Origin of the sequence: Rhodococcus sp. AG1013 (assembly GCF_003350365.1) — a bacterium.
GTDB lineage: Bacteria > Actinomycetota > Actinomycetes > Mycobacteriales > Mycobacteriaceae > Prescottella.
Genome location: NZ_QQAT01000039.1, coordinates 1 through 15,060, shown reverse-complemented (window position 1 = coordinate 15,060; position 15,060 = coordinate 1). Strand labels below are relative to the sequence as shown.

The following is a 15,060-nucleotide window of genomic DNA, read 5'->3' as shown; positions in this document are numbered from 1 at the left end:
AGGGCTGCGGCATCCACCCCATCATCGTCTCGAAGATCACGCCGAAACTCGAGACCCCACACCCAACCGTGACAGACCTAACAAAGTCCTACTAGGTCGTGTCTGACAAAGCCTTTGTCCAGTCGATGACCGCCCGTGCTCGATACAGTGATCGAATGCTCATTTCCGCTGACGTGATCGACGTCCTGGACCCGATGTCGGGTCTCGTTTTTGCCGGCGAGGCGGGTGGGCGTCTGACTTTCGCGCTGTGGCGAGACGGTGCAGTGCGTCTTCTCGACGACAGACTCGCCGAGAACTCGCAGCGAGAGCTCCCTCTGGAGGATGACGTCTGCGTCCTTGCGGCGTCCAGCCTCGATCTGCTCATACTCGCCTCCGCCGGCGGGCTCGTCATCGCCGGAGAGGAAGTGGTCACGGTGCCCGGAATACCCGCCGACGCGGCTGCGCTCCTGGGCGGTCTACTTGTCGTCGCTGTCCCGGACGGCGAGAGGCACCGGCTGCTCGCGCTCGATTCCGCGACCGGGGCGATCCTCGACGACCAGGCGATCGACGCCGACGATGCTCGCGCCTTCCTGTATCCGCATCCTGCCGAAGATACGGCGATTCTCGAGCTCGCCATGGGGCAGGATGGCGTTCTCGCGTTCCGCGTCGATGTCGAGGGATCACGCCTACATCTGACCGAGATCCTCGCAGGAGATGATCCCGTGATCGCGGGCTTCAGTCCGTCGGGCGCGAGGCTACTTGTCACCCCGTATCCAAGCGATCCGCAGACCGTACGGATGCTGTCGTGGCCTGATCTGAAGGAGATCTCACGGCTCGACGCGAGTGACGTCGACGCCGCGTACGGTTTCGGGCTCGCCGGGTGCTGGATCAACGACGACCGAGCCGCCGTGTACGCGACCGAGGACGCATTGATCGTCGCCGACGAGAACTTCGACTCGTCCGAACGCATCGCACTGCCGATCGACTTCGGCGACGAGGGAGAGATCGAAAGCCTCACGCATCTGGGTTCGGGGAACGTCGCCGTCGGCGCGTGGACGCCAGCCGGTCGACTCACCCTCGTCGTGCGCCTCAACGAAGGAAAGGACTGTGACTGACAACTCCTATGTACAGGCGACGACGGCGTTGAGGACGACCGCTGTGAACTGCCAACGAAGTTGGCAAATCCCGGAGCCCTGACCTGCGGTGTGACAACTAGCGTGTCAACGCCAGGGTGCGATCGTGGTCATCGAAGTTGGCAATAGTTCTGTCTGATTCCCAAGGCGGCCTTGGATCTCGTCGGATGCGGTCCACGGCCGACGGCCAGGCTGACCCGCGAGACATTGTCGTCAGCCCGCGCACTCCGTCGACGTCTCAGAGCTCGATGTCTGCCAGGTGTAGCTGTTCAACGGCCTACCCGAAATCTGACTGGTCCATGACAAGGAGACGGCACGAGCGGCTTGCACTGGCGCACCTAGTCGTCCTTCCGTCCACTCACCCGTCGATGATGGTCAGGTTGGCCATGCTGCGCAGTGATGAAACATCTGTGACGTCTGATCCGGAGAGTTCGAGCATTCCCAGATGCGGCAAGCCGGCCAGTGGCGAGACGTCCGTGATCGAGGTCCCCTCGAGGTCGAGCCAGGTCAGGCCCGTCAGGCCCGCCAGCGCAGCCACGTCGACTACCTCGGTCTCCGCGAGTTTGAGGCAGGTGAGGCCGCTCAGGCCCCCCAGGGGGTCGACGTCCCGGAGTGGCGTCCAGCGCAGATCCAGAAACTCCAGTCCGGTCAGACCGGCAAGCGGGGATACATCACTGACTTGCGTTGCGCTGAGGTAGAGGTGGGTGAGACCGTTCAGGCCCGCCAACGGGGACACCTCCCGCACAGGCGACCAGCGCAGGTCGAGCCTCTGCAACGCGGTCAGCGTCGACAGCGGGCGAAGATCGATCACTACCTCCCCGTGCAATCGCAGTTCGGTCAGGTTCGACAGTTCGGACAACGGGGCCAAGTCCGCCACGGGCAGCTGATCAAGCTCGAGAAACTCAGTCCGGGCGATGGCTTCAGCATCCAGAGGTGTCGAGATCGGACGGCCCAGCTGCGCGTTCACCGCAGCAACCACACCAGCCGCCCCACGACGCACGCTACGTCTCGGGCTCATCGTTCCGATCCTTCGCTTGTTCGGGACATGGTCCGGCGGGTCACGCCACCCTGGTTTTCGGGGCCGATGACCTCCGTGAGGAACTGCACCCGCGGGATCGGGGTTCGTGCCGCTTTGACAACTACCTGTCAAATTGCCAACTACGGTGTCAACTGTGACAACTAGCTGTCAAATTGCCAACTACGGTGTCCGTTCACAACCGCGGTGCGGTAGATGACTGCATGCTTGTCGTATCTCGTATCTCGTATCTCGTATCTCGTATCTCGTATCTCGTATCTCGTATCTCGTATCTCGTATCTCGTATCCAGTAGCGAGGCCGCGCCATCGCTTGATCTGGTTTCAGTTTCCTCGCCGAAGCCCCCCGAGGTTCGCCATCTCGATGTTCGCCACCCACACCGCGATCACTCGACCAGTGTGGACGCGTACGTTGCTGCTGCGCCCGGCGACAAATCTCGGCGCACGATAACTGTCTTGCGTCAAGAATCTGGCCGGCGATCACCACTGGGCCAAGTACGCACCCTCCGCCACAGCCTGCCTCTTCGCAGCACGCCCCGCCATGCCACCCCCGCGAGCGCGACTTCATAGCCGCCGATATCGCGATCGGCCGGGAGTCGGGGCAGACGAGCTCTCGGCCAACGCCCGTATGTGATCTGCCACGAGAACCGCCACAAACCGGACCGATTTGTCGGCTTCGTCTGCTACCCATAGACCCATGAGACGCACGCTACTGGTAGGAATCGCAGCAACCGCCCTTCTCGTCGCCGGCTGCAGTTCGAACGATTCGGACACGAGCGCTTCCCCCACATCGACTGCCTCTAAGCAACCCGCCGCATCCACCTCGAGCGCAGTGGCCGAGGCAACTTCCTCCGGGAAGGCCCCCTCCGGGCAGGCCCTCTACGACGAAACATGCGAGGACATTGCTGAGTCATTCGCCTCGCTTCGTGAGTTCGCAGAGAGCACGGGAGAGTCGTGGGATGCACAGAAGGCTGCCGACGACTTCATGGCGACCATGAAGGATCAGACTGGCTGGACTGTGCAGTTTGGGGCGGAGAGCGTCACGGTCACCGGAGGCGACCCGAGTCAGGGCATTCGCGTTGATGACTGGGACGACTTGAGCAAGTCCGATCAGGAACAGATCCGAAAGGCCGTCGAGGCCGCCGCAAAGGGCGAATGCTAGGACCAGCACTAACTTGCTGGTGACGACATCGGCCTGTATGGCCAATACCAGCCGCCGGAGACGTAGAACCACGAAAGACGCCCCACCCGTCGACGTATGACGAGGTGGGGCGCCTTTCATTTCAGCCGGCGTCTCCCCGCCGCCGCACGAAACGGCTGTCTTGCGTCAAGAATCTGGCATGATTACAGCCGCCCGCAACTGCGTCTCCGGCCGTTCGTGTGCCGGCTCGAATCCCAACAGAATCGCGGTGTCAGCGACCAGAGTGGAAGCAAACAATGCACAACACCTCGCACGTGCTCGACGCGATTCGCTTAGCACGCGACGGATTCTGCGTGACGCGGAGCGAGTTTCCTGAGGACCTGCGCGCCGCGCTTATCGCAGACGCGGGCCGACACACTTTCACGACACCTCACGCTCACGTCGGTGGCGCCTTCGCCATGACCTCACTCGAACACCAGGACCGCGCGCCGGGCCGAGCGAGCGGATGGATCGGCGACGCTGCGAGCGCTGCAGGCCTCGGCGCCTTCGCTCCGAACGAGGCGAGCTACCAACGCTACCTACCAGGCGGCAACGGGATTCCACCCCATCGCGACCAGCGTTACTACGCGTCGTACATCGCGATCATCACCCTGCAGGGCACCGCTACGTTCGCGATCCATGCGTCCCGCAATCACAGAGATGTCGTCGAGCAGTGGACCACCCAACCCGGCGAGGTGATATTCCTGCGGGGTTGGCAACCCGGACAGCCCCACGACCCTCGGCCCTACCACCGAATCGACCCACCAGTCGACGTGCCGCGCCTGATGTTCCAACTCCGCCACAACCTCGCCGCGAGCACTCCCCCATCCCCGCTCCTCGCCGAGCTCACCGACACGGAAGTGCTGCAAGCAGCTGAACTCGCCGCTACCCGGCCCGCTCAACGAACATGACGTCCGCCGTAGAGGTCTCGACCGCGGTCAATTGCGGCTGATGTTGCCGATGATTCGGCCCACCGGTCGTGGATGCCCGGCGGTGGCCGCATTCGACGTGTGCACTTCTGCGACCAATCCGCTGGCTCCGGACGTCTGTTCGCGCACCTTCTCTACCGTTGCCGACCACGTCCGGCTACCGGTGGCCAGGTGCTGGGCTGGGTGCTAATCGAACGCCGGAACCCTGCCGGAAAGTCTGACGCAGGAGATAACCATTGACTCGAACATCAGTTCGAAATAGACTTGCAGCATGAATCCGGGGGGAATCATCGAACCAGGCGCAGCTGCCTTACCGCTGCACGCCGAGGATGTGCGCCGACTCCCCGAATCCGAACTCCTCGCCGCCGCGGTCGCCATCTCCCGCGAGATCGAACGCCTCGAAACACTCCGCGTCGCCGCGGTCGCCGAAATCGACGAGCGCGCAATCTCGTTCGACACCCTCGGCTTCCGCAGCGTCAAACTCTGGCTCGCATCGACGACCCTCCTCGAAGTACCCGCCGCCGCACGGATCCTCGCCCTCGGTAAAGCCCTCCGCCGCCAACCCGAGATCGCCGACGCCTTCGACGGCGGCCGCATCTCCGCCGACCACGCCGGGTTGATCGCCAGATTCTGTGAGCGCCCGCCGCGCGGCATGCCCGACGAAGCCCTCGACTCCTGCCGCAACGTGCTGCTCGACTGCGCCACCGGCACCACAGCCACCACCGACACCCTGCGCGGCACCATCGCCAAACTCGAGCGGATCTTCGAATCCGACGAACTGCCCGCCAGCGAAGACACCGACCGCAACGAACTCCACGCCTCCAAAACCCTCAACGGGCGCGTCGCCGTCAAAGGCGACTTCGACTCGATCACAGGGGTTACGGCGGGTTACCGGGGTCGAATTTTGCGGGGGCCATCGACGGCATTTGCACAGGTCAGCCCGGCGCACAGGGATTCGCGCGTTTAGGGGAACCCTTGCCCGAGGGGTCGACATGGGCGCACGATGGCAAGACCGACGACACACCGGGAGGCCGGTATGGAACTGCAGGAAGTCCGAACCGTCGAGTTGAGCGCGCCCCACTCCGACGACATCGACTGTCGCGCCTACGCCCACATTGGCGACTACGGGGACACAGGAACACTCGTCCTCGGAGGCTGCCAGTGGATTGAGGCCGAGCACGGAGCCAGGGTGATCCTGACCCGGGCCGAAGCACGGGCGCTCGGAAGGGCGCTGCTCGACTACGCAGCCAGGGAGCAGTGAAGGCCATGCCCGGGCCGGTGAAGCCTCGGGTACTCACTGCCGTGACGGCGATGCCCGTCGCGCTCCTGGCCTCCCTGACTCTCGGCCCGGCTCCCGCCGCAGCAGCACCGACCGACACGATCCTGCCGATTCCGATCGTTGGCCTCGCCACAGGCCCAACGGGATTCCCCGGCCCACCGGTCGCCATGCACGTCACCGCCCGCACCGATCCGTCCACGCCCGGCACAACGCTATTCCTTGGAACCGAGATGGAGTACTGCGGATGCGTCGTCCTCTGGCGAAACCTGACGACAGGCGCGAGCGGTCGGGTCGATCTCTGGACGCCGTTCGCACCACATCCCTGGCCGACTGACACGGCCCAGACCGGCTCGGGCAACCTGGTCGCGACAGTTGCCGCAGGCGGCGCTCCGGGCGGTCTCCTCGTGCCCATAACAATCCTGCAAGGTGGCGGTGCCTGGACTGTGCCGTAAGCCAAGGTGGCTTGCGAGAGGCATCCCGCCGCCGGTGAATCTCGGAGGTGAACTGAGATGGATTGGGCGTGGATAGGCATCATGACGAACGCGCTGCTCTGGTGGATCGGGGTGCGCTGGTGACCCGACGAGCGTGAGAGGAGACGACCGATGATCGACAACGCCCCCACGCCGCTCGGCGGGTTTTCGTGCCGAAGTGGTTCTTTGGCGTGGCGTACCAGCTCTGGCTGTGGGGCATTCCGCCTCACAGATTGGAGGTGATCGAGATGATGGGTGCAACAGCTTGGGCCTTTTGGGGAAACCTCGCACCGCTCATGTACGTACTCTCCCTACCCGGAGTGGAGGTCGACTGAAACGGCACGACAGCGGGCCAGTTGTTCCAGCGCGCTCTCGACCTCGACGGACACTGCCCCTGATTGGAGGTGATCGACATGCGAGGCGGCGACTGGCCATGGTTTGTCTGGCTGATGCCAGCACCGTTCTTTAGCGAGTGGGACTGGGTGCGGGCGATCGAGATCATGCCCTGCTGGCTCGGCGGCACGAACTGCTAGGAGGCAGCCGTGCTCGACTACTTCAATGTTCTTCGGGCCGTTCAGCCCGCTGGTCCCGGCGGCAGTCGCCTGGCTCATGTCGATCGGGGTGCTGTGATGGACTTCCCGCTGATCTACTGGCTCTTACCGCCGTTCCTCTTCTCGGACGAGGCCCGGATGTGGATCCGAGACAACACCCCCTGTTGGCTCGGCGGCTACTGCCCCTGATTGGAGGTGAGTTGAATGTCGGCAGGAGATATGGCCTTTTGGGGACCATGGGCCCCGCTCATCTACGCTCTTTCGTTGCTCGGTCTGAAGATCTGAGTGACACCAGAGGGGGCACGGGAGGAGATCGCGATGCTCGACTACGGATTCTTCGGCCGGACGCTCGGCCCCCTTGGGGAGGCTATGGATTTCGTCATTTACTGGCTCGCCACGGGCGGTCGAATGATGCCCCCCATATAGCCAGGCCGAATCACCAATACCTCTCCGAACAATTTCCGAGCCGATTTCGAGGCCCGGCTCGGGGGCCGATTCTGGGAATCTGGTGCCAGCTGCTCGAAAGTGCACGCAAAACCACAGGTCAAGGCCATATTTTAGAGAGAGAAACGGCCGAGAAGCCGGGGTCGCTCTCGCGTGCGGGCTCACCGCCCGACAATAGCCCCCCCTACCCAGCCGGCTCGGCCATTCATTCCATCGATGCAAACAATCGTCGTCCACGCTATATTCGGAATTGCATTCGTGAATTGCTTGTTTGAATTGCGGGATTGCGATTCCCTGTTCGGATCCACCACCAGCATCGGGCACAGGCCACCGACCGGGCCAGCGCCTCGTGTGCGTCGCGTCGCAGTGCCGCCGGTCCACCCAACCCACACCAGCGCCGGTCCGATCAGCCGTCAAGCGAGCCAGCCAGCGGCGCGCGTCAGCGGACGTTCGAACGGTGCTTTGGCAGTCAGAGTGAGTGTCACTGTTCGAGCTGTTCGACAGTCAGTCAGTGAGAGTCAGAGCAAGCAAGCATGTGTGTGTGATGCATGAGTGTGTGATGCATGAGTGAGGTGTGCACAGGCAGGCAGGGCACGGGCGCTCGGGCCACGGGCAGGGCAGGCACATGGGTATGTGTGCAGTGCATGTGTGCATGTGTGCATGTGTGCATGTGTGCATGTGTGCATGTGTGCATGTGTGCAGTGCAGTGGTGTGCATGTGCATGTGGTTGCAGCACAGTGGTTTGGCGTGTGTCGTTGGTGTGTGAGCAGCAGAGTGCACAGGGCAGGCGGGGCGCTCGGGCCACGGGCAGGGGGCAGGGGGCAGGCGCTCGGGCAAACCAGGGCACACTCACCAGCGCCGGGAGAACCTCGGCGTGTCGGCCCCCTTCGGCAGCCCCACCGGTACACCACGGCCCCGCTGTTGGTTGCCGAGCGTGGCCCCCGCCGATGAATTGCAGCCGAGGTGCGCCGGGCGACAGTTGTTCTCGTCGAAAGGATCACCCCCCATTGAGCGCGGGATCACGTGTTCCAGACTCCACGAGCGAGACGAGCGCGGCGGTGCCAACAGGTCGATCCAGCCCCCGCAGATACAGCAGATCGGAGAGTGCTCGGCCTTGATCCGCTCGCGTAGCCTCTGGTAGCGCTTGGTCCGGATGCTGTTGTCAGCGGTCATGTTCCCTCCTCCGGGTAGACAAAGGACCGGAGGCGAGAACAGCGGACCCTCGAAAGTCACTGCCCTGCTCCCGGTCCGGTCCCGCGTGATGCCGCGCCTAGTTCCGTAGGCCGCCAGCGGTGGTCGCCGTACGTGATGCCGCGCCCCTCGTCGTAGAGGCCGCCAGTACCGGCGAATAAGAGCCCCCGCGCGGACTCGAAAGCCTTTGCGGGGGCCGACTATCAGGCCGTGGTGTTCACACGCAGCACCCGGAAGGCGTTCGGGATCAGCGCGTCAGAGCCGACCCGGTAGTGCACGAACAGCCCGCGCTCACCGGTCGGTCGGCGGTTCGCCCCGAACACGTGCGGCACCAGTTCGACGGTCGTACCGATCCGGTCCACGATCAGGAATTGCGAGAAGTCCCCGTACACGAGAACGTAGTTCGATTCGGTCGCGCCGGTGTTGATCGTGCCGTCGATGCCCGAGACCTCGTGTGCCGGGCGTCCGAGCAGCGACATCGGAACCGCCTGCAGTCCGGGGAACTTGAGCGAGCCGTTCGTGGTCTCCATCTGCCGGAACGCATTCCAGGTTGTGAGGTTGCCCGCGAACCGCGCGTTCGGCTGCCAGCGCGAGGGCAGGCCGTTCTGGAGGTCGTAGGTGTCCTTCGCGGCCAGCGCCTCGGTTCCGTTGCCGTCCACGATGATCGGCCCACCCGCAGCGACCAGCGCGGTGATCAGACCCTTCGGCTGCCCGACGCCGCTGCCTGTGATGAACGCTGCCGCCTCCTTGTTCGCGCGGGCGTCGGCCAGCATCATCTGGAGGTCGCGCAGGATCGTCGGCCCGTCCTGCTCCAGCTCGAAGCTGTACTGCACGTAGGCAGCGCCCTTGTGGGCCACGATCTCCGGCTGTGCCAGCGTCGGGGATGCGTCGGCGGCTTCGTTGGCTTCAGCCAGCCATTCGGCCGAGACACCAGCGCTGGTGACACCGTGCCAGGCGTTCGAGGTCGTGGTGACCACGCGCGAGATTTCGCGGAGCGGGTTGACGGCCCCGGCATTGGTCAGGTTCACCGTCGGGTCGAGCTGGAACGGGACGACGTACTGGCCGGTCCCCGATTCGAGCAGGCCGCGCTCGGAAGCGAACTCGCGCACGTCGCGGTATGCGCGGGCCTCGTCGGCGGTCCAGCTCAGGTGACCTCGATCGGGATCGGCCGCCATCTTCGCGAACGCGCGCCCGTAGGCGTCGGTGCCGGTCAGCGCGAACAGCCGCGCGGCGTTGGGGTCGTGGCTCAGGCGCTCGGCATTCTCGGCCGCCTTGTCGGTGAGCAGCTCGGCCTTGTGACTGCGCTCGATCTCTCGGCGCGCGTTGTCGCGGAGAGCGTTTCGCGGATCCTCGGTGCGCCAGTTCAGGCCGGGATCGGTGCCGCGCTCGACGCTGCCAGCCTCGGCCAGCCGCATAGCCCGCTCGATGCTCTTCTCGCCGCGCTCGATCTGCCGGTCGATGTCGCCGATACGGTTCTCGATCTCGTCGAATCGGTCGGCCTCGCGTGTCGTCATATCCGCACCGATGCGGGCGATGTCCTCAGCCTCGGTGAGCAGCTGGGCGCGCTCCGCCTTCAGCTCTTCGATGGTCTTGTTCATGTCAGTGTTGGCCTTTCAGCTTCAGCAGGCGTATCCGTACGTCTGCCGGAATCGTGTTCCGTCGGTCGATGTCACGGACGCCGACGGATGTGGTCTCGTATGCCGGTGTGGATACCGGCCCGGCCTCGTGCAGCCGAATCTCTTTCACGGTGCGCCGGAGCGGCCCTCGGGAGCCGGGGTCGAATCGCAGCCGGTCGACCTCGTGCGGTCGTAGCAGCCTGCCGGTTCCGTCGCGCCACTCGTCGGTGACTACGGCGAACTTGATCGACATGCCGCGAATTGCACCGGCCTCGATGGCCTGCCGGATCGGCTCGGCCAGGTCGTTGTCGAAGATGCGTCCCCGAACGAACAGCCCGTGCTCGTCCTCGCGGATCTCTTCGTAGACACCGATCGGCACCGACCCGACGCGGGTATCCCGACCGTGGTCGTACTGCATTTGGATGTGCGGGTGCTCGCGCAGCGTCTTCTTGAATGCGCCTTTGGCGATCCGCTCGACGAACTGGCCTTCCCAGCTCGAACGAATCTGCGTCTCGGTGCCGAAGACGGCCGCATAGCCGGTGAGAGTGTGTCCGAGCCGGACTCGGATTCTGTTGCGCGAAACTCGAAGTCGCGCAGGCTTGGTTTGATGTTGGACATCGGTCCATCCGTTTGTCGTTGGTGAGCGGATGAGTGCAGGGAAAACGTCTGCGGCCCAGCGGCTCCAGATACCAGCGGCGGATGTGTCCTCGGCGTAGGTGGTGCCTCCGTGGGTCCGGCCGTACGCGGGTTACCGTGCTGGCCCTGATTCTATCCGCTGGGCCACAGCGTGTCTCGCGGGTTTCAGTCGAGCCATTCCTCAGGCACGGTGTCGGGAACGTCGCCGTCGAGCGATCCAGCCAGCCCTTCATCAGTCACCGAGATATCGTCGAGGTCTGGCCGGCTCGCGTCCTCGTCATCGAACAACCACTCCCGGTCGATCAGGATCAGGTCGAGCGGTTCGCCGCTCTCGTCGTAGCCCCAGGACACGCGCAGCACCTCCCCCGGTTCGAGCAGATACGCACGGGGGGCCTTCTGCTGGGCATAGCGATCTAGCTTGTCCCATAGCGGAAGCCGCGCCACGGCCTCGCCGATCACCCACTTCAGCTTGTCGGCCCACGGTTCCTTGAGCGGGGCCGACTCCCGCTCGGGCGTGTGGCTCACGAGGTCGCGTAGCTCGTCGTCGGCCGTTCGCCGTTCCCGGCGATATGTGCGCCTCCACGATTCGCCGTCGTGCTCGTGCGGCTCATTGCCGTTCGGGCTGTTGCCGTAGGTCTTCATCGGTCCCCCTCGCGGGTCTCGAATACGTCGGCCGGACGTTCCACTGTTTCGGCGTCGGCGGCCGTCTCGATGGCATGTGATGCTCCCCAGGGGCGTTCGATCTTCGCGGCCGTCAGCCGACGGGATCCGATGAGCCTGCCGAGCGCCTCGTGGACGTGCTGGCTCGCGATCCACGGGTAGATCTTGCGAGCGGCGCGCAGCATCTCGGCGAACGTCGCGCTCTTGCCTGTCGAGCGGTTCACGGCGTCCAGTAGCGCCTGCTCGACCCGGTGTGTGTCGTAGCGGTCCATTTGATGTGTTCTCCTCGCCATGTAGAACAGCGGAATTGCCTGGTAGAATGCCGTTTTGGCAGCACCCCACTCCAAGATGTTGGGAGACAATCACATGAGTCCTGCAGCCCTGCTCTTCGAGCGCCCCACCGCCGACGTCGACGCTTTCACCGATGGCGGTCGTCGCTATCGAGTGATCGGTGGTGCCGTCGTGCGCGTACTCGATCTCTCCGAGTACCACCGTGGAACCATCGGCCGCCCCCGCCGGGTCTACGTCGTCTAGCGCTCCCCGAAACGCAGAACGCCCGTCTGAACGCCTCGCAGACGGGCGTTCTGCTGTTTCCGGCAACGTCAGCCGATCCGGCTACGTTCGACGCCCTGGCGAGCGCTCAGTGGCCGGGACAGTGCCTCTGCGATGTCCCGCTTGGCTTGCCGGGCTGTCGTGACCATTCTTTCGAACACGTCGTCGGGGTCCACGAGGTCGAGCGCGGCGAATCCCATCGTGGCGTAGCCGGTCCCGGTCAGGTGGTGGTTCTCGTCCGTCCGACGGTGGAACACTGGGCACCACCCCTGCCGGTTTGGCAAGCTGCCATTCGCCACCGGCCACACGATCGGGTCGGGGTCGGAGTCGAGAATCTGGCCTATCCGGCGGACGACGGCGAACGCCACATCACTTGGCGACGGCCTCCCCCAAGCCCAGTGCGGGTTGAATGGATCCCAGCTCATGTTGTAGATCGGCGACCGGAAGTCGGACCCAGCGCCGAACTCACCGAACGGCAGCTCGGCGGCGAACTCGACGTAGACGGCCCAGCGCGGGAACTTGTGGAACTCGTCGGCCCCGCTCGGCTCCTGGATCTCCACAGGCAGCACGCCAGGCGCGGTGATGTCGGTCATTCGACGACCACCCTCCTGGGCACGCGAGCTACCGGCTCCCCAGCCTCCTCGGACACCGAGTCGGGGCGAGCGCCCCCAGCGCGAGCGCCCAGACGAGGTGTGTCCGTAGGACTAGAACCAGAAGGAGAAGAAGAAGATTTAGCTTCGCTTCCCTTCTCTTCTCTTCTCTTCTCTTCTCTTCTGTTTCCTTCCCTTCTCTTATGGGGTGAGACTCCACCGTGGACGTCTTCGTGGACGTCTCGTGAGACACCTTGTCGCATCCCTTGATTCCCCACGTCGCGCAGTCGGTGTGGTTACCCCGGTAGTGGCGCTTTCGCGCTGCCCACTTCCCTCGAATGCTCGACACCTCCTCGGCCGGTATCTGGGTACTCCAGTCGATCTCCCAGCCGTCGCCGGTCACCTCGGCCAGCCCGGCTTCCACGAGGTGCTCCATTGCGCGCTCTGGGTCGTGATGCGCCGTCGCCCGGCGAAGAATGCGCCGTGGAATGACCCCATCGGTTCCCGTAGTCATCGACCACGACCTCAGTTCGAGCAGCACCAGCAGTGCCGACCGAGATTCGCTGTCGCCGTATCCGAGTTCGATCACTCCAGGCTCGTCCCAGAATCCGGCTTCGATCATTGGTCCCCACCCAGCGCCCGCGCTCACTTCCGCACCCCATGCTGGTTTGACGCGCGCTCGGCGGCGACGCTCTCGATTTCGTCTCGCAGATACAGGGTGCAGTTGGCACCGATCCTGCATGCCTCGATTCGCCCCGCCGCCGCCCACTTGTAGATGGTCACGATGGTTACGTTGGCGATCTTCGCGGCATCGGCGGTGGTGACGAACCGTTGCAGCAGTTCATGATTAGCGCCCATAGTCTTTCCCTCGGCTAGATGCTTCCCGATTGCTCGGGGTGTCCGATGTGGACCCAAATGGTTCGCCGTGGGAGGAAGGTTCTGAACTTGTTGCTAGAAGTATTGCACCACCTCAGACGGATCGGAGTGCGACACATGCGTAACCACAGGTCAGATGGCAAAACTGCGCGGGTCCGCCAGTTGCGAGGACGGTAGAATCGAGCCCACAACGGTTCACCGTCCGGGGGTGCGTGGTGGCTCGTAGTTCCTCACCGAGACGGCCCCGGCGTGCTGGCCACTTTCCCACCAGCAGCCGGGGCCGTTTTCTTTGTCTCGGACCGATCTCGATGTGTCCCGATACCTGTTCGGCCACAACGTGTCCCGCTAGATACGCCAACGCACGTCGATCGGCTTCTCGGCGGCCATCGGGTTCACCGTCACCACGAGAACCGACCGGACGATGTCGCGCTGGGTCTCCAGACTCATGTTCTCCCACGCCGTACGGCCATCCACCAGCTCACGCAGCGCCGGATCCTCGGCGGTCGGCAACTGAGCTTCTAGTGCGTCAATCTCGGTCTGCCAGCGCGACTCCATCTGCGCGAACGCGCGGGCGCTGATGTTGCCGTCGGCGGCCTCGATCGCGAACTCGTCCCACCGTGCGCGTACCGCCTCGATCTTCGCGAGCACGTCGGCCGCGTCGGTGTCGTCGGTCTGCAGCACTCGGGCGCGGACACGGTCGTCGTTCAGCAGTTTCGCGATCCACCGCTCGGCCTCGGTGTCTACGACGTCCACGAGCCGGGAGACCTTGTGGCACTCCGTGCAGGCGTATGACGGTCGGCGGCGCTGGTGATGGCGCTTGGTCAGCAGCGGGGTGTCACAGACGCCGCAGAGCGCGATTCCCGACAGCAGGCTCACCGCCTTGGTGCCGCGCGAGGTCTTGCGCGCCGGATCGGTGAGGATTGCCCGTAGCCGGTGGTACTCGTCCTCGGTCACGATCGCGGGCCAGGTGCCGGGGCCGGTTACTTCATCGTTGTGGGTCCTCAGTGCGGCGTACACCGGCTTCTTCAGCATCTTCGACAACGCGGTGCCGGTCCATCTGTTCGTCTGGCGGGGCGGCACTCCGCGCTCGTTCAGATCGCGCGCGATCGAGTACAGCGACTCGCCACCGAGGAATCTGTCGGCGACCTCCCGCACGATCGGGGCCTCGTCGGGGTGCAGTTCCCGGCCGATCGTCCTGCCACTGTCGGGATCGCGCGCTACCCGGTAGCCGTAGGCGTTGCGCCCGTGAGGTTTCCCAGCTTCGAGGTTCGCGCGCAGGGTCCGCAGAACGCGCTCACGGGTCTGGTCGACCTCCTTCTCGGCCAGGCCGATGTCGAGCAGCGTCATGAACCGGTCGTCGGAGCGCGAGAGGTCGAACACCCGGCCGGAGTAGCACCACAGGACGTCGCGCTCGGTGCAGAGCTGGCGCAGGTCGTTGTAGGCGGCGAGGTCGCGCTGCGCGCGGGAGGCCTCCCAAGTCACCAGCACGTCGCCGGACTGCAGAATCTCGGCCAACCGGTCATAGCTCGGGCGCTTGGCCCTCGACCACCGCGACGCTCCGGCATCATTGTCGACGAGCACCTCGGCGATCTGCCAGCCGTTGTGCTCGCACGTACGTCGGCACTCGGCCTCCTGCTCGGCCACCGACCGGCCGCGCGCGGTGTCCTTCGATACTCGGGTGTAGATGACAGCCCTCATGCATTCGACCCTACTTACCGAATAAGACCGGCGAAATGCTCCTCACCGCGCTATCGGCCCTCACCAAACCGAGGAACCCGGTCGACGACCCCGCCGGCATGCGCACCCCGGACAACGGCGCGCCGAAGCATTCACCGAGATCCTGCGGCACTACCTCAACTCCGGCGCAGCTCCTGTCGAAGGCGCCGAACTGCCACACCTGTCACTCCACATGAATGCCCGCGACCTCGCCCGCACCGAGCC

17 protein-coding genes and 2 pseudogenes are annotated in these 15,060 nt (G+C 64.5%); 9 read left to right on the top strand and 10 right to left on the bottom strand.

What is annotated here, in order from left to right; translation table 11 throughout:
- Nucleotides 1–155 precede the first annotated feature (155 nt).
- A complete protein-coding gene (locus DEU38_RS27730; RefSeq protein WP_114724586.1) occupies nucleotides 156–1,094 on the top strand; it encodes a hypothetical protein in 939 nt (312 codons plus the stop codon).
- 376 nt (nucleotides 1,095–1,470) lie between these two features.
- Here DEU38_RS27730 and DEU38_RS27725 read toward each other — a convergent pair whose 3' ends face one another.
- Nucleotides 1,471–2,079, bottom strand: a complete 609-nt coding sequence (locus DEU38_RS27725; protein ID WP_147283606.1) for a leucine-rich repeat domain-containing protein — start codon at nucleotides 2,077–2,079, stop codon at nucleotides 1,471–1,473.
- A gap of 763 nt (nucleotides 2,080–2,842) precedes the next feature.
- On the opposite strand from DEU38_RS27725, the gene DEU38_RS27720 reads away from it, so the two are divergent.
- The 6 genes and pseudogenes from DEU38_RS27720 to DEU38_RS28195 all read left to right on the top strand — a co-directional run bounded on the left by DEU38_RS27720 (nucleotide 2,843) and on the right by DEU38_RS28195 (nucleotide 6,743).
- The gene (locus tag DEU38_RS27720) at nucleotides 2,843–3,307 is read left to right on the top strand and encodes a hypothetical protein (RefSeq protein WP_147283604.1); all 465 of its coding nucleotides are present in this window, start codon (nucleotides 2,843–2,845) and stop codon (nucleotides 3,305–3,307) included.
- A 437-nt stretch (nucleotides 3,308–3,744) separates the two neighbouring features.
- The gene (locus tag DEU38_RS27715; protein ID WP_147283603.1) at nucleotides 3,745–4,236 is read left to right on the top strand and encodes a hypothetical protein; all 492 of its coding nucleotides are present in this window, start codon (nucleotides 3,745–3,747) and stop codon (nucleotides 4,234–4,236) included.
- A 289-nt stretch (nucleotides 4,237–4,525) separates the two neighbouring features.
- A pseudogene (locus tag DEU38_RS27710) lies at nucleotides 4,526–5,131 on the top strand (DUF222 domain-containing protein); the annotation flags it as partial.
- Between the two features lie 159 nt (nucleotides 5,132–5,290).
- Nucleotides 5,291–5,515, top strand: a complete 225-nt coding sequence (locus DEU38_RS27705) for a hypothetical protein (RefSeq protein ID WP_114724581.1) — start codon at nucleotides 5,291–5,293, stop codon at nucleotides 5,513–5,515.
- 886 nt (nucleotides 5,516–6,401) lie between these two features.
- Nucleotides 6,402–6,536, top strand: coding sequence for a hypothetical protein (locus tag DEU38_RS29630; protein ID WP_258558196.1), 135 nt, complete (start codon nucleotides 6,402–6,404; stop codon nucleotides 6,534–6,536).
- A gap of 9 nt (nucleotides 6,537–6,545) precedes the next feature.
- Entirely contained in the window at nucleotides 6,546–6,743 is a 198-nt protein-coding gene (locus DEU38_RS28195; RefSeq protein ID WP_147283602.1) for a hypothetical protein, read from the top strand.
- Between the two features lie 1,104 nt (nucleotides 6,744–7,847).
- Here the strand turns inward: DEU38_RS28195 and DEU38_RS28800 are convergent.
- From DEU38_RS28800 to DEU38_RS27675, 5 genes are all read right to left on the bottom strand, one after another.
- A complete protein-coding gene (locus DEU38_RS28800) occupies nucleotides 7,848–8,171 on the bottom strand; it encodes an HNH endonuclease (RefSeq protein WP_181818978.1) in 324 nt (107 codons plus the stop codon).
- A gap of 221 nt (nucleotides 8,172–8,392) precedes the next feature.
- Nucleotides 8,393–9,787, bottom strand: coding sequence for a phage major capsid protein (locus DEU38_RS27690; protein WP_114724580.1), 1,395 nt, complete (start codon nucleotides 9,785–9,787; stop codon nucleotides 8,393–8,395).
- 1 nt (nucleotide 9,788) lies between these two features.
- Complete coding sequence (locus tag DEU38_RS27685; RefSeq protein WP_258558197.1) at nucleotides 9,789–10,373, bottom strand: HK97 family phage prohead protease; 585 nt, start codon at nucleotides 10,371–10,373, stop codon at nucleotides 9,789–9,791.
- Between the two features lie 233 nt (nucleotides 10,374–10,606).
- Entirely contained in the window at nucleotides 10,607–11,083 is a 477-nt protein-coding gene (locus DEU38_RS27680) for a hypothetical protein (RefSeq protein WP_114724578.1), read from the bottom strand.
- Nucleotides 11,080–11,373, bottom strand: coding sequence for a hypothetical protein (locus DEU38_RS27675; protein ID WP_114724577.1), 294 nt, complete (start codon nucleotides 11,371–11,373; stop codon nucleotides 11,080–11,082). The genes DEU38_RS27680 and DEU38_RS27675 overlap by 4 nt, the downstream gene beginning before the upstream one ends.
- A gap of 94 nt (nucleotides 11,374–11,467) precedes the next feature.
- Here DEU38_RS27675 and DEU38_RS28795 point away from each other — a divergent pair, with 94 nt between their 5' ends.
- The gene (locus DEU38_RS28795) at nucleotides 11,468–11,635 is read left to right on the top strand and encodes a hypothetical protein (RefSeq protein WP_181818977.1); all 168 of its coding nucleotides are present in this window, start codon (nucleotides 11,468–11,470) and stop codon (nucleotides 11,633–11,635) included.
- 68 nt (nucleotides 11,636–11,703) lie between these two features.
- On the opposite strand, the gene DEU38_RS27665 is transcribed toward DEU38_RS28795, so the two are convergent.
- The 4 genes from DEU38_RS27665 to DEU38_RS27650 form a co-directional block, all read right to left on the bottom strand.
- Complete coding sequence (locus tag DEU38_RS27665; RefSeq protein ID WP_114724575.1) at nucleotides 11,704–12,246, bottom strand: hypothetical protein; 543 nt, start codon at nucleotides 12,244–12,246, stop codon at nucleotides 11,704–11,706.
- Between the two features lie 28 nt (nucleotides 12,247–12,274).
- Nucleotides 12,275–12,865: a hypothetical protein gene (locus DEU38_RS27660; RefSeq protein WP_147283601.1), complete on the bottom strand. Its 591-nt coding sequence runs from the start codon at nucleotides 12,863–12,865 to the stop codon at nucleotides 12,275–12,277.
- Nucleotides 12,866–12,888: 23 nt separating this feature from the next.
- Nucleotides 12,889–13,101: an AlpA family transcriptional regulator gene (locus DEU38_RS27655; RefSeq protein ID WP_114724573.1), complete on the bottom strand. Its 213-nt coding sequence runs from the start codon at nucleotides 13,099–13,101 to the stop codon at nucleotides 12,889–12,891.
- Nucleotides 13,102–13,464: 363 nt separating this feature from the next.
- Nucleotides 13,465–14,817, bottom strand: coding sequence for a recombinase family protein (locus DEU38_RS27650; protein ID WP_114724572.1), 1,353 nt, complete (start codon nucleotides 14,815–14,817; stop codon nucleotides 13,465–13,467).
- Between the two features lie 26 nt (nucleotides 14,818–14,843).
- On the opposite strand from DEU38_RS27650, the pseudogene DEU38_RS29625 reads away from it, so the two are divergent.
- Nucleotides 14,844–15,060: pseudogene (locus DEU38_RS29625) on the top strand (HNH endonuclease); the annotation flags it as partial.

Excerpts from the sequence above, each read along its gene's own strand:
- DEU38_RS27655 (WP_114724573.1), bottom strand. The coding sequence starts at position 13,101 with ATGGGCGCTAATCATGAACTGCTGCAACGGTTCGTCACCACCGCCGAT.
- DEU38_RS28795 (WP_181818977.1), top strand. The coding sequence starts at position 11,468 with ATGAGTCCTGCAGCCCTGCTCTTCGAGCGCCCCACCGCCGACGTCGAC.
- DEU38_RS27705 (WP_114724581.1), top strand. The coding sequence starts at position 5,291 with ATGGAACTGCAGGAAGTCCGAACCGTCGAGTTGAGCGCGCCCCACTCC.
- DEU38_RS27675 (WP_114724577.1), bottom strand. The coding sequence starts at position 11,373 with ATGGACCGCTACGACACACACCGGGTCGAGCAGGCGCTACTGGACGCC.
- DEU38_RS28800 (WP_181818978.1), bottom strand. The coding sequence starts at position 8,171 with ATGACCGCTGACAACAGCATCCGGACCAAGCGCTACCAGAGGCTACGC.
- DEU38_RS27650 (WP_114724572.1), bottom strand. The coding sequence starts at position 14,817 with ATGAGGGCTGTCATCTACACCCGAGTATCGAAGGACACCGCGCGCGGC.
- DEU38_RS27730 (WP_114724586.1), top strand. The coding sequence starts at position 156 with ATGCTCATTTCCGCTGACGTGATCGACGTCCTGGACCCGATGTCGGGT.
- DEU38_RS27680 (WP_114724578.1), bottom strand. The coding sequence starts at position 11,083 with ATGAAGACCTACGGCAACAGCCCGAACGGCAATGAGCCGCACGAGCAC.
- DEU38_RS27665 (WP_114724575.1), bottom strand. The coding sequence starts at position 12,246 with ATGACCGACATCACCGCGCCTGGCGTGCTGCCTGTGGAGATCCAGGAG.
- DEU38_RS27690 (WP_114724580.1), bottom strand. The coding sequence starts at position 9,787 with ATGAACAAGACCATCGAAGAGCTGAAGGCGGAGCGCGCCCAGCTGCTC.
- DEU38_RS27660 (WP_147283601.1), bottom strand. The coding sequence starts at position 12,865 with ATGATCGAAGCCGGATTCTGGGACGAGCCTGGAGTGATCGAACTCGGA.
- DEU38_RS27720 (WP_147283604.1), top strand. The coding sequence starts at position 2,843 with ATGAGACGCACGCTACTGGTAGGAATCGCAGCAACCGCCCTTCTCGTC.
- DEU38_RS27715 (WP_147283603.1), top strand. The coding sequence starts at position 3,745 with ATGACCTCACTCGAACACCAGGACCGCGCGCCGGGCCGAGCGAGCGGA.